Source organism: Alphaproteobacteria bacterium (assembly GCA_030740435.1).
GTDB lineage: Bacteria > Pseudomonadota > Alphaproteobacteria > UBA2966 > UBA2966.
The window spans coordinates 1-14,860 of sequence record JASLXG010000224.1; the positions used below are offsets into that span (position 1 = coordinate 1).

11 protein-coding genes and 2 pseudogenes are annotated in these 14,860 nt (G+C 65.9%); 7 read left to right on the forward strand and 6 right to left on the reverse strand.

Going from position 1 to position 14,860, the window contains the following annotated elements; translation table 11 throughout:
- The 5 genes from QGG75_20890 to QGG75_20910 form a co-directional block, all read left to right on the forward strand.
- The coding region (locus QGG75_20890; protein ID MDP6069686.1) for an ABC transporter ATP-binding protein at positions 1-683 on the forward strand (683 nt) is incomplete at its 5' end.
- Positions 684-685: 2 nt separating this feature from the next.
- Positions 686-3,049, forward strand: coding sequence for an FtsX-like permease family protein (locus QGG75_20895; protein MDP6069687.1), 2,364 nt, complete (start codon positions 686-688; stop codon positions 3,047-3,049).
- Between the two features lie 7 nt (positions 3,050-3,056).
- Positions 3,057-4,271 carry an HlyD family efflux transporter periplasmic adaptor subunit gene (locus tag QGG75_20900; GenBank protein MDP6069688.1) on the forward strand — a complete coding sequence of 405 codons (1,215 nt, stop codon included), beginning with the start codon at positions 3,057-3,059 and terminating at the stop codon, positions 4,269-4,271.
- 8 nt (positions 4,272-4,279) lie between these two features.
- Positions 4,280-4,756, forward strand: coding sequence for a cyclic nucleotide-binding domain-containing protein (locus QGG75_20905; protein MDP6069689.1), 477 nt, complete (start codon positions 4,280-4,282; stop codon positions 4,754-4,756).
- Entirely contained in the window at positions 4,753-5,490 is a 738-nt protein-coding gene (locus tag QGG75_20910) for a UDP-2,3-diacylglucosamine diphosphatase (protein MDP6069690.1), read from the forward strand. The genes QGG75_20905 and QGG75_20910 overlap by 4 nt, the downstream gene beginning before the upstream one ends.
- A 50-nt stretch (positions 5,491-5,540) precedes the next feature.
- Here the strand turns inward: QGG75_20910 and QGG75_20915 are convergent, their stop codons facing one another.
- From QGG75_20915 to QGG75_20940, 6 genes and pseudogenes are all read right to left on the reverse strand, one after another.
- The gene (locus tag QGG75_20915; GenBank protein ID MDP6069691.1) at positions 5,541-6,605 is read right to left on the reverse strand and encodes a radical SAM protein; all 1,065 of its coding nucleotides are present in this window, start codon (positions 6,603-6,605) and stop codon (positions 5,541-5,543) included.
- 54 nt (positions 6,606-6,659) lie between these two features.
- The gene (locus QGG75_20920) at positions 6,660-7,763 is read right to left on the reverse strand and encodes a zinc-dependent alcohol dehydrogenase family protein (protein MDP6069692.1); all 1,104 of its coding nucleotides are present in this window, start codon (positions 7,761-7,763) and stop codon (positions 6,660-6,662) included.
- 60 nt (positions 7,764-7,823) lie between these two features.
- A complete protein-coding gene (locus tag QGG75_20925; GenBank protein MDP6069693.1) occupies positions 7,824-9,011 on the reverse strand; it encodes a CoA transferase in 1,188 nt (395 codons plus the stop codon).
- Between the two features lie 27 nt (positions 9,012-9,038).
- On the reverse strand, positions 9,039-10,004 hold the full coding sequence (locus tag QGG75_20930; GenBank protein MDP6069694.1) for a phosphatase PAP2 family protein: 966 nt from the start codon (positions 10,002-10,004) through the stop codon (positions 9,039-9,041).
- A gap of 1,852 nt (positions 10,005-11,856) precedes the next feature.
- Positions 11,857-13,398 (reverse strand): annotated as a pseudogene (locus tag QGG75_20935) (NAD(P)/FAD-dependent oxidoreductase).
- Between the two features lie 7 nt (positions 13,399-13,405).
- A complete protein-coding gene (locus tag QGG75_20940; GenBank protein MDP6069695.1) occupies positions 13,406-13,780 on the reverse strand; it encodes a GtrA family protein in 375 nt (124 codons plus the stop codon).
- Between the two features lie 313 nt (positions 13,781-14,093).
- Between QGG75_20940 and QGG75_20945 the strand changes: the two genes are divergently transcribed.
- Positions 14,094-14,429, forward strand: coding sequence for a hypothetical protein (locus QGG75_20945; GenBank protein MDP6069696.1), 336 nt, complete (start codon positions 14,094-14,096; stop codon positions 14,427-14,429).
- An 82-nt stretch (positions 14,430-14,511) separates the two neighbouring features.
- Positions 14,512-14,721: pseudogene (locus QGG75_20950) on the forward strand (dehydratase).
- Positions 14,722-14,860 lie beyond the last annotated feature (139 nt).

Here is a 14,860-nt window from a genome sequence, read left to right on the forward strand (position 1 = left end):
GCGGGCTGACCAAGCACTACGCCACCGGCGAAGTCGTGGTCGAGGCGTTGCGCGGCGTCGACCTCGAGCTCTGGGCCGGCGAGACGGTGGTGCTGCTAGGCCCCTCGGGCAGCGGCAAGTCGACGCTCTTGAACATTCTCGGCGGCCTCGACCGACCCAGTAGCGGCCAGGTCTTCTTCCGCGGCGGCGAGCTGACGGCCTTCGACGACCGTGGCCTGACGCGCTACCGCCGCGACCACGTCGGATTCGTATTTCAGTTCTACAATCTCATCCCCAGCCTGACGGCGCGGGAGAACGTGGCTCTGGTGACCGAGATCGCGCCCCATCCCCTTACCCCGGCCGAGGCGCTGGAACTGGTCGAGCTGGGCAATCGCATGGACCACTTCCCGGCCCAGCTCTCGGGCGGCGAACAGCAGCGCGTGGCCATCGCCCGGGCCATCGCCAAGCGCCCCGAGGTGCTGCTTTGCGACGAACCCACGGGAGCGCTCGACAGCAAGACCGGCATCATCGTGCTCGAGGCCGTCGAGGCGGTGAGCCGCGAGCTCGGCACCACCACGGTGCTGATCACCCACAACGCCGCCATCGCCGCCATGGGCGACCGGGTCATCCACTTCGCCGACGGCCGTATCGGCGAAGTGCGCCGCAACCCGGTCCGCCAGCCGGCCCATGAGCTAAGCTGGTAGCCATGGGCGCACTGAACAGAAAACTCTGGCGCGATCTCTGGCGCATCAAGGGCCAGGGCCTGGCCATCGCCCTGGTCATCGGCTGCGGCGTCGCCGCCTTGGTGATGGCCCTGGGTATGCTTTATTCGTTGCAGGAGACGCGGGCCGCCTATTACGAGCGCTACCGCTTCGCCGAGATCTTCGCGCCGGTCAAACGGGCACCGCAAAGCTTGCTGCCTCGGCTGTCCGCCATCCCCGGCATCAAGCGGGCCGAGACGCGCATCGTGCGCCATGTGATCCTAGATATCGCCGGTATGTCGGAGCCGGCCACCGGGCGCCTGGTGTCGCTGCCCGAACGCGGCCAGCCGGTGCTCAACGACATCTATATCCGGGCCGGCCGGCGCCTCACCCCGGGACGGCCGGACGAAGTACTGATCGGCGAGGCCATGGCGCTGGCCCACGGATTCGGCCCGGGCGACCGCATCAAGGCCCTGCTCAACGGCCGCAAACGCGAGTTGGTGATTGTCGGCGTGGCGCTGTCGCCGGAACACGTCTACGCCATCGCGCCCGGCGGCTTCGTGCCCGACGACCTCCACTTCGGCGTGTTCTGGATGAGCCGCCCGGCCATGGCGGCGGCATTCGACCTGGACGGCGCCTTCAGCGAAGCCACGTTCACGCTATTGCGCGGCGCCTCGGAGCCGGCCGTGATCGCCGAAGTGGACCGCCTGCTGGAGCCCTACGGCGGCAGTGGCGCCTTTGGCCGCAAGGACCAGGTTTCCGACGCCTACTTGGAAGGCGAGATGAAGCAGCTGGCCACCATGGCCACCCTGCTGCCGCCCATATTCCTGGGCGTCGCCGCCTTTCTCCTCAACATCGTGGCCTCGCGCCTGGTGGCCACCGAACGTGAGCAGATCGGCCTTATGAAAGCCTTCGGCTATGCCAATTGGGAGGTGGGTTGGCACTACCTCAAGTTGATGCTGCTGGTGGCACTGATTGGCATCGCCGCCGGATTCGTTGCCGGCGACTGGCTGGGCCGCGGCCTGGCGGCGATCTACACCGATTTCTTCCGCTTTCCCTTTCTGCATTACCGCACCGGTCCCGCCGTATTCGCCGTCGCGGCGCTGATCAGTCTGGGCGCCACGGTGTTGGGCACCCTGGGAGCCGTGCGCCGGGCCGTGGCGCTGCCGCCGGCCGAGGCCATGCAACCGGCACCGCCGCCAACCTACCGCCGTTCGACCCTCGAGAACCTGGGACTGGCGCACTTCGCCGATCAACCGACACGCATGATCATCCGCCATTTGACGCGCTGGCCAATACGCTCGGGCCTCACCAGCCTGGGCATCGCCATGGCCGCGGCGGTCATGGTCAGCACGCTGTTTTTCCTCGATTCCATCGAGCAGATGATCGACGTCAATTTCTTTCTGGCCCAGCGCCAGGACCTTTCCGTCACCTTTGTCGAGCCGCGCCAACGCCGGGCGCTGCACGAGATCTCACGGCTCAGCGGCGTTCAGCGAAGCGAACCCTTCCGCGTCATCCCGGCGCGGCTGAGGAACGGCCCGCTAAACCGCCGCCAGGCAATCGTCGGTATCGAGCCGGATTCGGACCTGCACCGCCTGATCGATCGAACGCTGAGGCCCGTAGCCATCCCCGAGCGCGGCATCGTTGTGGCCCGCAAGCTGGCTGAACTCATGGACGTCGGCCTCGGCGACAGCCTCGCCGTCGAGGTGCTGGAGGGCCAGCGGCCACATCGCCAGGTCCGGGTGGCGGCCATCATCGAGGAATACATTGGCCTTTCCGCCTATATGGACCTCGGCGCACTGAACAGCCTGATGCAAGAGGGCGCAGCCGTTTCCGGCGTCTTCCTGATGATCGATCGCGAGCGCGAGGGCCCCCTCTACCGGGCGCTCAAGGCGACGCCCGTCGTGGCTGCCGTGAGCTCGCAGAACTCGACGCTGGAGAGCTTCCGCAAGACCATGGCCGAGAACCTGGTGATCATGATCTGGTTCTACTCCATGTTTGCCGGCTTGATCGCCTTCGGCGTGGTTTACAATTCGGCCCGCATCAGCCTCTCGGAGCGCGGCCGCGAGCTGGCCAGTCTGCGGGTGATGGGTTTCACCCGCTTCGAGGTCTCCTACATCCTGCTCGGCGAGCTTGCGGTCTTGACGGTGCTGGCGCTGCCCTTGGGCTGCGCCATCGGTTACGGCCTGGCGGCCCTGATGGTGAAATCCTTCGACACCGAGCTCTACCGCCTGCCGCTGGTGATCTGGCCGTCGACCTACGGCTATGCCATGCTGGTGGTGGTGGTCGCAGCGCTTGTCTCAGACCTGCTGGTACGCCGCCGCATCGACAACCTCGACCTTGTTTCCGTACTCAAGACGCGCGAGTGAGATCACTATGGGGCGAACGTTCAAACGGGTTTTCTACGTCATCATCGTGCTCGGCCTGGCAGCGGCCGGGCTGGCCTATGCCTTTCGCCCGCAACCGGTGCCGGCCGACTTCGCCACGGTCGATCGCGGCGCACTGACGGTGACGGTGGACGATACCGGGCGCACCCGGGTGCGCGACGTCTATCGCGTCTCGGCCCCGGTGGCCGGCCGGCTGTTGCGCATCGAGGCCCGGGTGGGCGACGCGGCGATGGCAGGCGAAACCGTGCTGGCCACCATCGAGCCCTCGGACCCGACATTTCTCGACCGGCGCACCCGCTCTCAGGCCCGGGCCGAGGTGAAGGCGGCCGAGGCCACGCTGGCCCTGGCCCAGGCGGAGCTCAACCGGGTGCGGGCCGAGCTCACCTTCGCGCGTAGCGAATTGGAGCGCGCCCGCAGGCTGGTGCTGCGCAACAACATTTCCAAACGGGCGCTCGACAAGGCCGGCCGCGATGTCAGCACCGGCCAAGCGGCCGAGGAAAGCGCCACCGCCACAGTGCGCATGCGGCGCCACCAGTTGGAGATGGCCCGGGCCATGCTGATCACGCCGAGCCAGAAGAACGGCAAAGCCGGCGGTCAGTGTTGCGTAGACGTGCGGGCACCGGTCAGTGGCCGGGTGTTGCGGCTGATCCAGGAGAGCGAGGGCGTCATCGCCGCCGGTACGCCGCTGTTGGAGATCGGCGACCCGAGCGATCTCGAGATCGTCGTCGATCTCTTGTCCAGCGACGCCGTCAAGGTGCGCGAAGGGGCCGCCGTGATGATCGAGGGATGGGGGGGCGAAGCCGTACTCAAAGGCACGGTGCGGCGCATCGAGCCCTATGGTTTCACCAAAATCTCGGCCCTTGGTATCGAGGAACAGCGGGTCAACGCCATCATCGATTTTGCCGAGCCCCGGCAAAAATGGAATTCCTTGGGGCACGGTTTTCGGGTCGAGACACGCATCGTGGTGTGGCAGGGCGAGAACGTGCTCAAGCTGCCATTGAGTGCGCTCTTCCGTCAGGGCGAGGACTGGGCGGTGTTCGCCCTGGTGGCCGGCAAGGCGCGCCTGAGGACCCTCACCATCGGCCGAAGCAACCAGAGCGAGGCCGAGCTCAAGGACGGCCTGGCCGAGGGCGACCGGGTGGTGCTGCACCCCAGCGACCGCATCGCGGACGGTGTCGCGCTGGTCGCCCGGCCGGCCGGTTAGGACACGCCATGTTCGGCCGCGGCGCAAAATCCTCCTCGTTCGGCGACAACGTCGAAAAGGAATACCAGGACGGCGAGGCCATCGTCATCGAGGGCGGCCGGGAAGCGGAGATGTTTATCATCCAGGAAGGCAGCGCCCGGGTGACCAAGACCATCGGCGGCGAGGAAGTCGAACTGGCGGTGCTGGGCCGCGGCGATTTCTTCGGCGATATGTCGCTGCTGGAATCGCTGCCCCGCAGCGCCACCGTGCGGGCGCTGGGCACCACCCGGGTGCAGGTCATCCAGCCCGGCGGCCTGATGCTCAAGTTCCGCCGCGACCCCTCGTTTGCCTTCGAGATGCTGCAACGCCTTTCCGGCCGGGTGCGCAACATCAACCGGATCCTGGTCGAAACCCTGGAAGGCAAGCACGGCGACCACAACAACGTGCGCGCCGAGGTCGGTCGCGCCGAATACGAATTCAACAATGAGCACGACGATACAACATGATCACGCATGTCGAGGAGGAGCGCTTGTTGGTCATTTCCGATCTGCATCTCGGCAATCCCTTCTGCCAGGTCAAGCGCGATGTGGTGGAATTCCTCGACTATGCCGCCGCTTGCGGCGCCAGCGTCTGCATCAACGGCGACGGCCTCGACATCATGCAGACCTCGTTTTCACGCATCGCCCGCGATGCCCCCGAGGTCTTCGCGCGCTTCAAGAAAGTGGTGGCCGGCGGCGCCCGCGTCTATTACGTGATCGGCAATCATGATCTGGTGCTCGAGCATTTCTTCGAGAACTGGGGGCTTTTGCAGGTGGTGCCGTTCCTCAACGTCACCTCGGGCGGGCGCCGCATCCGCATCGAGCACGGCCACCTCTACGATCCCTTCTACACCGCCAGCCCACGCGCCTTTGCCATCGCCACGGCGGCGGCCGGCTTGCTGCTCGACGTTTGGCCCGGCGCCTACCGGCTATGGATCGCCATCGAAAAACTGCGCGGCCGGGCGCGCAGTCGGCGCTCGACGCGCCAGGGCATCGAGGGCGAGCACCAGCACGTCATCGAGGCCGTCGAGGAGCTCATCGGACGCGGCTTCGATACGGTAATCTTCGGCCACACCCATCATCTCGGCCAGGTCGAGCTGGGCCAGGGCCGCAGCTACATCAACACCGGGTCGTGGATGCTGGAGCCCGCTTTCGCCGAGATCGCCGATGGCCAAGTCGAGCTCAAGCCCTGGCCCGCATGAAATAGTTAATTAAGGGGACGCGGACCGTTTTATTCTTTTTTACCAGTAAGTTAGACGAACGGTACGTGGTCGCTGTCGGCCTCGAGGTAGTCCAGCAACAGGCGGTTCTTGGCTTCGGCGACGCAGTGGTGGCGGCAGTCCTGGGCCGGGTTTATGGCCCTCAGGCGCTGGCGGTTGTGTTCGGAAAACCACAATTCGGAAAAACGCTGCTCGGCGATCGAGCCAAGTTTGCCGCCCTCGGTGTAGGCTTTGTCCTGGCAGCTATAGACCGTGCAATCGGCACCGATCACCGTGAGGAACTGCAAGGACGGGCACCAGGAATGGGCCTTGTCGAATTTTTCCGCCAGGCTGTGGTAGTGGTCGACGACGGCGAAATCGGCGTCGTCGAGCTCCTGGGCCAGCGCGATCTGGTCGCGCACCGTGGCGGCGAAACCGGCGTGGTAGGCGTTGTTGGCGCGGCCGTCGTTGTCGACGATGCAGGGCGCGATCTTGGCGTGGCGGACGCCGGCGTCCTTGAGCTTGGCGGCAAGCTCGGCAACGTGGCCGGCGTTCTGTTCATCGACGATGATGCTGGACCCCAGCAAACATTCAGAATCTAGTTTAGTAAATTCGTATAAATTATTGATAATTTTACCGAATTCATCTTCATCGATGCCTCGATATCGGGCATAACTGGGGCCGTCCCAGCCGTCGATGGAGACCCGGATCCAGGTGCCATGATCGGCAAAGGCGCGAGCCCGTTTGGCGCGCAGCTGGCTGGCGTTGGTCAGCGCCGCCAAGCGCACGCCGCCGGCCGCCAGGGCCTCGACGGTCTCGACGATGGTGGGATAGAGCAAGGGCTCGCCGCCGCGGGAAAAGGTCACGGCCTGCACCCCCATGGCAACGATGTCCTCGACGATCTCGGCCATCTTGGCCGGCGGGATGCGGTCCCCTAGGTTCATGTCCTCGCCCAGCGCCACGTCGTCGGTGCGGTAGGCGCAGAAATAGCAGGCATGATTGCAGACGTTGGTGGGCTTGAGGCGAATGTGCACGGGCGGCGCCAGGCCGCCGTCACGCAAGGCGGCGAGCTGTTCGGGAAAATGCCAGAGTTTGGCGGACGTGTAGACCGTGCCCATGATATCGGGGCCCGATATAGCAAGCGCTGGTTAAGAAATTGCCCTAATCGAACATCAGTCGAACATCACCATCTGGCGCACCATATCGCCGGCGGCCAGGCGATCGAAGCCCTGGTTGACCTGATCCAGCGTCAAACGCTCGCTGAGCAGGCGGTCGACAGGCAGCTTGCCCTGGCGGTAGAGCTCGACGAAATGGGGGATATCGCGGGCCGGCACGCAACTGCCGGCGTAGCTCCCCTTGAGGGTGCGCTCCTCGCCGACCAACTGCACCGGCGAGATGGCGGCCCGGTCTTCATAGTGCGGCAATCCGGCGGTGACGGTGGTGCCGCCCCGGGCCGTGATGGCCCAGGCCAACTCCAGGGCCGGCGTGGAGCCGGCGATCTCGATGGCATATTCGACGCCGCCGCCGGTGGCTTCGCGCACTGCCTCGGCACAGCCCTCATCCGCCGCGCTGAATGTGTCGCTGGCGCCCAGTTGGCGGGCCAGGGCCAGCTTGTCGTCGCGCAGATCGATGGCAACCAGGCGGCGGGCACCGGCGAGCTTGGCGCCCAGCAGCGCCGCCAGGCCGACACCGCCGAGACCAACCACGGCAACGCTGGCGCCCAGCGGTACCCGGGCCGTGTTGATGACGGCGCCGACGCCGGTGATGATGGCGCAGCCAAACAGCGCCGCCTCGTCGAGCGGCAGGTCCTTGTCCACCGGCACCAGCGACGAGGTGTTCATCACGGCATGTTCGGCGAACGAGGAAACCCCCACCTGGTGGTGCACGTCCTTTCCGTTCAAGTGCAAACGCCGCCCGCCACCCAGCAGCGTACCGGCGGAATTGGCAGCGAAGGCCGGCTCACAAAGCGCCGGCCGGCCCGAACGACAGGGCGTACAACGGCCGCAGTTGGGCGTAAACGTGGTGACCACGTGATCGCCGACCGCCAAGTCCGAAACGCCGGGACCCAGTTCGGCCACCACACCGGCCGCTTCGTGGCCGATGGCCATGGGTCTGGGCCGGGGCCGTACGCCGGTCATGGTCGAGAGATCGGAATGGCAAAGCCCGGCCGCCTTCATCTGCACCAGCACCTCGCCCTGGCCCGGAGGATCGAGCTCGAGTTCCTCGATGATCAGCGGCTGGCCCACTTCGTGGAGCACCGCGGCACGGATTTTCATTCGCTTCTCCCGGTATCTGCTGGGCCAGACTTTACGTCGGCAGGCCGGAGATCGCTACCGTCATCCGCCGACCACGCCGGCCGCCCGCAAATCGGCGATCTCGGCGGGCGCGAATCCGGCCTCGGCCAGGATCTCGTCGCTGTGCTGGCCGAGTTTCGGAGCGCCCTGGCGATACTCGGGCGAGCTCACGCTGAAACGCGCGGCATTGCGGCTCTGGCGCAGCCGCCCGGCCTGGGGATGGTCGTTCTCGAAGATGATGCCACCGGCCACGATCTGGGGGTGGGCGATGACCTGGTTGCGCGTCAGCACCGGGGCACAGGGCACGCCGGCGGTCTCGAACCTTTCCAGCCATTCCGCGGTGCTGCGCCGGCCGAGCTCCGACTGGATGAGTTCGAGGCGGGCATCGATGTTGAGATCGCGAAGCTCGGTCGTGGCGAAGCGTTCGTCCTCCAGCCACTCGGGCCGCCCCAGGGCCTGGCAGAGCGCCGCCCACTGGGCATCGGTCATGACCGCGACGCTCATGTAGCCGTCTTTTGTCTCGTAGATCAGGTCGATGAAGCTGGCTGCGCGTTGCTGGCTGACGCTCTTGCCCACGTAGGTCTGCCCCCCCATGTCCGAGGACCAGAGGAAGGCCACTACGGCATCGAGCATGGAAAGCCGCACGTGCTGGCCCTGGCCGCTGCGGGCCCGGCTCAAGAGTGCCGCCGTGATGGCCTGGGCCGCCGTCACCGCCGTCAGCTTGTCGGGCAGGATGGTGCGCACCAGGCGCGGCCGGTTTTGGTCGGATCCGCCCTGCACCGAAGCCAGCCCGGAAAGCGCCTGCACGATGGGGTCGTAGACCGGCTTCTGGGCGTAGGGACCGACCTCGCCGAAGCCCGAGATGGAAACGTAGACGATCTCGGGCGCCACGCCGCGAATCGCCTCTTCGCCGATGCCTAGGTGCTCGACCACGCCGGGGCGGAAGTTCTGCACCAGCACGTCGCACTGGCTGGCCAGGCGTTTCACCACTTCGACGCCGGCCGGACTCTTGAGATTGATCACGAGTGATCGCTTGTTGCGGTTGTTGTTGAGGAAGGTGGCCGACAGGCCGCCGCTCTGGTTGCCGGCGGCTCGCGTGAAGTCGCCGGTGCCGGGGGGCTCTATCTTGATCACGTCGGCGCCCTGGTCGGCCAGGATCATGGTGGCATAGGGGCCGGAAATCACGGCGCTGAAATCGAGCACGCGAATGCCGTCGAGGGGACCGGGCATGGATTTCTCCGGGCGGGGTGGGGAAAGTCAGGCGTTAGGGTTTGATATGGCACATAGCCGGTTGGCAATCCAGATGGCCAGCGCCGCCAGCGCCAGGCCGGCCGGCAGGTCGATGAGGTAGTGCCACTTCGAGGCCACGGCCTCGATGACGATCCAGGCAAAGAGCAGCACGTAAGGCGGGCGCAGGTGGCTGCGCGCCCGAAAGACGTACCAGACGAAAACCCACGAGGCGCCGACGTGCAGCGACGGCAAGGCGGCCAGGCCGGCCACGAAATAGGCCTGGCCAAAGGTCTCCAGCCAGACCGGGCCGGCGGCCGTGAACTGCTGGTAGGCGGCCCACATGTTTTGTTGCTGGGCATCGGCCAACGCGTTGGGTCCTCGCTCAAAGAGGAAGGGCCCCACGGCCGGCGCCAAACAGTACGCCACGGCGCCCAGCGCCTGGTTGATCAGCGTTGCCAAAAAGACCGGGCGAAAGCGGCTCCTGTCGAAAGCCGTGTGGTAGGAAAACGAAACGAAGAACAGAATAATGAACGCCCACATGTACCACCAGTCGACGGCCGGCAGGGCCACGGCGGCGGCCTGGCGTAGCGCCATCGTGGCGTCGACGAGCGGCGCCAGGGCCAGGTCGACGGCCTGGTAGGCGGCGTCGAAGCGCCGCGGGTTGATCAGCGGGATCCACATTTTGAGATGAAAATGCAGCCACATGACGAGGCTGAAGACGACGAGATAGAGCCCGTTCCACACGAGATCCCGGGCCTCGACCCGGGGCGGCTGGTCGCGCCGCAGCAAGCGGTCGCTGGCCAGCGGCACCGCCAGCCAGAGCGCCGCCAGGCCGAGCGGCACGGCATAGCGAAAGCCCAGGTAAAAACTCATGCGTCCGTCGGGCAGCACCAGGGCGGTGCCGAGCCAGAGAGCCGCACCGAGGGTCACCAGCAGCATGGCCACGAGCACGGCCAATTCGGGAAAACGCAGGAACAGACGGAGGATGGTCACCGTCTCACTCCGGCTTGACGGCGAAAAGCCCGAAGGCGGCAAGCTCGTCGGGCAGGGTCATGGCCTCGAGCCAGGGCGGCGGCTGGCCGGCCTTGAGACGGTCAAACAGCGTCTCGCCGGGCCCCTGGTACCAGCGTTGTTCCTTGCCATTGCGGCAAATCAGCAGCCAGTCGACGCCCCGCCGCCCGATGATCTCGCGCGCCTTGGCATCGTCGATCGCCCTCAGTGCGTCGTAGGCATCGAGGATGCCGGCGTCGTTGCGATGGTAGGGCGTGGCCACCACATGGTGCGGCGTGCGGTAGAGGATCTCGGGTCCGAAGAAGACGAAACCGAGGATGCGCCGGGGCGGCTGGGCCAGTTCGCCGGCGGCGAGAAACCGGCTCAGGCGGCCGATCGGACACTTGGCGCGTTCGGCCGCCGCCACCTCGCCCTTCGGCGCCCCTTCCAGACCGTGCAGGAAGGCCGCCGCCAGCAGCGCCCAGACGGCGAACAAGACGACCACCAGGGCTCGCACCAAGGCGCGCAGGAAATTCACTTCTCCACCGCCCGGCGGCCCGATGCGCGCCAGCGCGGCCAGCACCAGGGCGGCATAGGCCGGCACCACGAAGAGCTCGGCGAAGGTGGCCCAGCGCACCTGGTAGAGCGCCAGCGGCACGAACAGCAAAAGCCCGCCGGCCAGGAACAGCCACTGGCGGCGCCGGGCACCTTCGCTGCCGCGCACCAGCCAGACCACGAAGGGCAAGGCCAGCAGCGCCGGCCCGAGAAAGAAAACCACCTCGCGGGCCGACTTCAGCGGCCGGGCGGCATCCAGCAGCGGCCGCACCTCGAGGATGTTGCGAAACCACACTTCCACCACCCGCGGCGCCACGTCGGCGTGCGGGCCCTGCAGGAACTTGGGAACCACCAACCAGGTTGCCGCCAGCACCAACAGCAGACCCAGAAAGGCCACACCGGTCCGGCCCGGCACTTCCTCGGCCCAATGGGTGCGCGTCTCGACCACGGTGACGGCGCGCCAGAAGATGGCGATGAAGGCCAGTGGCAGGAAATGCAAAAAGGACAGCCGGTCGGCCTCCCGGGACAGCAAACCGGCCGGCGGGAACTCGAGCGCCAGCGCCAGCGCCACCCCGAGCACCAGGGCGGCGGCCAGGGCCAGGTTGGGCCGGGTCACATTGCTGCCCCGCGCCAGCCAGCAAAATCCCAGCGCCAACAGCACCAGGCCGACCAGCAGCAAACCCTCGACGCTGACCCAGAGCAGCGCCGCCGCCGCCAGCCCGGCCCACACGCCATGGCTAAGCCGTGCTTCCTGGCCCAGCAGCCTCAGTGTCAGCCCCATCAGCAAAACGAAAAGTAAACCGATCAGGCCATGGTGGTCGGGCCGCCCCGTGGCGTAATAGGCCAGGATGGCCGGCTGGGCGATGAACAGGACCGCGGCATAGGCCGTGCCGCTGCCGCCGCCAAGCAAGGGCCGCAGCGCCCAGAGAAAGGCCAGCAGCGTGAGCACGTGCAGCAGCGGGCTGACGGCCAGGCCCCACCAGTAAAGCGCCTGGCGCTGTCCCAAAAAGGGCGCCAACGGCGCCGCCCCGGCGATCAGCAGCACGTCCAGAGGCCGCGTCCAGTGCAGGCGCTCGCCATAGGGCGTGTTGGAACGGCGCGACACCGTGTCGTACCAGCCCTCGCCCTGCCACAGCGCCTCGACCCGCACCAGCCGCATGTAGGCGTCGGGGCCACGCAAGGCACCCCGGGTGAGCGGTGCGGGATCGTTCCACAGCAGCAAGCCCTGGACCACCAGCAAGAGCAGCAGCGGGATCCAGACGGCGGCGCGGCGGCCAGGCAGGGATGCCTCGCTCACGGCCTGCTTTTCCTCGTGGTATTCGGCCTCGGCGTTGACGCTCCAGATGTTCTCGTGGTCGCTGACGCCGGCCAGGATATTGTCGACCGCCGTCATCGCCGTCAGCATGGAATGGTCCATGTTGTTGTAGCGGTGCATGCCGTTGCGGCCCAAGAGGAAGAGGTTGGCGAAGCCGTCGGTATAGCGGCGCACCTCAGGGAAGCGGTCATAGCTGCCAAGATAGGCGGGATAGGTTTTTGGCACGCGAATGACAACGCTGTCGAGAACGTCGGCGGTATCGGCGAATCCGATCTCGGCCAGCTCCCGGACCGCCAATTCGCTCATGGCCCGGTCGTCGAGCGACCACAACGCGTCGCCCTCGTCGCAGAAATACTCCAGGCCCAGCCAGATGGTCTCGGGATCGGCCACCATGTAGGGGCTCCAGTTGTTGAAGATCTGCAGCCGGCCGAGCTTCACCCCCTGTTCCTGGATATAGATCCAGTTGTCCGGCAGGGCCTGGCCCAGCTTCAGGCGTCCGAGCAACAGCCCAACGGTGATGAAGTCGCGGTAGACCAGGCCCCGGCCCAGCGCCGCCACCTCGGCCGGCGGCGCCGGCTCGAAGGCGGCCAGCAAATCGCGCACCGCCATGGTGGAAAAGACGTAATCGGCGGCGAAATTGTGCTCGGCGCCGTCGCCGTCCCGCGCCGTCACGCCGACCAGGCGGTCGCCTTCGTGCTGGAGAGCGGTGACACGCAGGCCAAAACGTACCTCGCCGCCCTTCTCCGCCAGGCGCTCGGCCACCGCCTGCCACATCTGGCCGGGCCCGAACTTGGGATAAAGAAAACGCTCGATGAGGCTGGTTTCGGTGCCCTTCTGGGCCACCGACGAGCGCCGCCAGAGCGCGCCCACGGCGTGCCACAAGAGGCCCAGCAACGACAACCCCTTGACCCGCTGGGCGCCCCATTCGGCCGGCAGCTCACGGCAGGGCACGCCCCAGACCTTCTCGGTGTAGTCGCGAAAGAAGGTGCTGTAGAGCTCGCGGCCGAAGCGGTTGATGAAGAAATCCTCCAACGTCGCCTCGGGCCGTATGGGCAACAGGCTGGCACGCAGGTAGCTGAAACCAATACGCAGCGTGGGCAGAAGGCCGAGCTTGGCCAAAGTCGAGAAATTAAGCGCCAGGGGATAGTCGAACAGCCGGCCGCCAAAGAGAATGCGCGAGGTGCGCTGACGCACCAACATCACGGCGTCCTCGGTTTCGGGGTCGGGGCCCCCTGCTGCCGCAAGCGGCCGGCTGGCACCCTGGTAGGTGATGTCGAAGTCGTCGGCGCCCCTTTCCAGCGGCAGGATGTCGAGCCACCAGTTCATCACCCGGTCGGACTTGGAAAAGAAGCGGTGGCCGCCGATATCGATGCGATTGCCGTTGTGCTCGACGGTGCACGAGATGCCGCCGACGCGCCGGCTGGCTTCCAGCACCAGCGGCCTGATATCGCTTCGCTCAGCCAGTTCCAGCGCCGCGGTAAGACCCGCGGGACCGGCACCGATGATGATGGCTTGGGGTCCGAACATGCAGCGACTACCTGAACAACAGGACCTTCCTGACGACGTAGTTGAAGACGAAACTGAGACCCGATGCGCCGATCTTGGAAAGCGCGTAGTGCAGGCCGGCAAAGTCGGTGAGCAGCCACAGCACCGCCTCGTTAACGCCCAGGCCACCGACACCGACGATAGCGAAAATAACATATTCGGCAGTGCGGTTATGTACCCGCCGTCGCTTGAAGACCCAGAGCAACGATCCCACATAGGCGGCCGTGATACCGGCTGCCAAGGCCACCAGATTGGAAACCAGATAGTGCACGCCGAAAAGTTCGGTGAGTCCGATCAGCAGGGCGTAGTCGATGGCCAGGGCCGCCACGCTGACCAGAAAATAGCGGCCAAATTCAGCCCTCAAACCGGCGCTCCGCAGCTTCGCGACAAGCTCGGCCACGCCTACAACCGGGTAACCTTGTGGGTGTCGCTCAGGCCACCGGCGCGGCGCTCGATGATGATTTCAATCATGGAAGATATATGATGGCGCGGTAGCGGCGGTGCGGCAAGGAAGACGCAAGCGTTCGCAACAATGAGGGTCGAAATAGTTGCCGACAGGGGCAGCGGAATTAGCCTTGGAGCACTGCCCTCGGCCAGCTGAGCGGTGCCTTGTCGGGCCGGAACCCAGGCGCTACCATCGCGACACAGATTTGGGGGGGGCGACGTTCGCGCGGGCAATGCCGAAAGAGCTGAGAAAGATCCTCTTCACCGAGGACGAAACGCGCCAGGCAATGGTCGAATTTTGCGACCAAACGCAGGCCATACCGCCGGGCGTCACGCTGCTCAAGGTAGAGCTGACGGGCACCGAAGAGGCACCCATAAATCTCGCCTACACCTCGGGCAGCAGCAAAAATCCCACCGAGTTGCAGCTCGGCCGCGACCAGGTGGCGGCCGCCTTGATCCGCTTTTGCCGGGCCCAGCGCATTCCCATCCCGCGCCAAAGCAGCAAGACACTGCAGCTCAAGGACGGCGAAATTGCGCTGCTGCTGGGAGTCGGTTTCAAGAACGGCTGAGAGAGATCGATAACGTTCGTCAACCCTGATGGCCTCTGGAAAGGGACCAGGCCAAAGCCGGAATAATTGCAGGAACAGCCGGATGAAGGACGAATCTTTCGATCCCGAGGCACACCGCGACGCCGAACCCCGCTACTTCGACGACCTGGAAATGGGTGAGCGCTTCCACATTCCCAGCCGCACGCTGGGCGACGCCAACTTCGCGGCCTTTCAGTTGGCTTCGGGCGACAACCACCCGATCCATTACGATCTGGAATACTGCCGCCGCCAGGGCCATCCCGAAATGCTCGCCTGACCTGCCCCCAAGGTTTGTACCATATCCTATGTTAGTCTGTTTGCCATCCGTTCTGAGGCCCGGTTCGGCCGCAGCCCATCAACAGCGAAGGCCGGAACGGGCCGGTGGTGCAGAATAGTCTCCGGCGCCGGTGGCC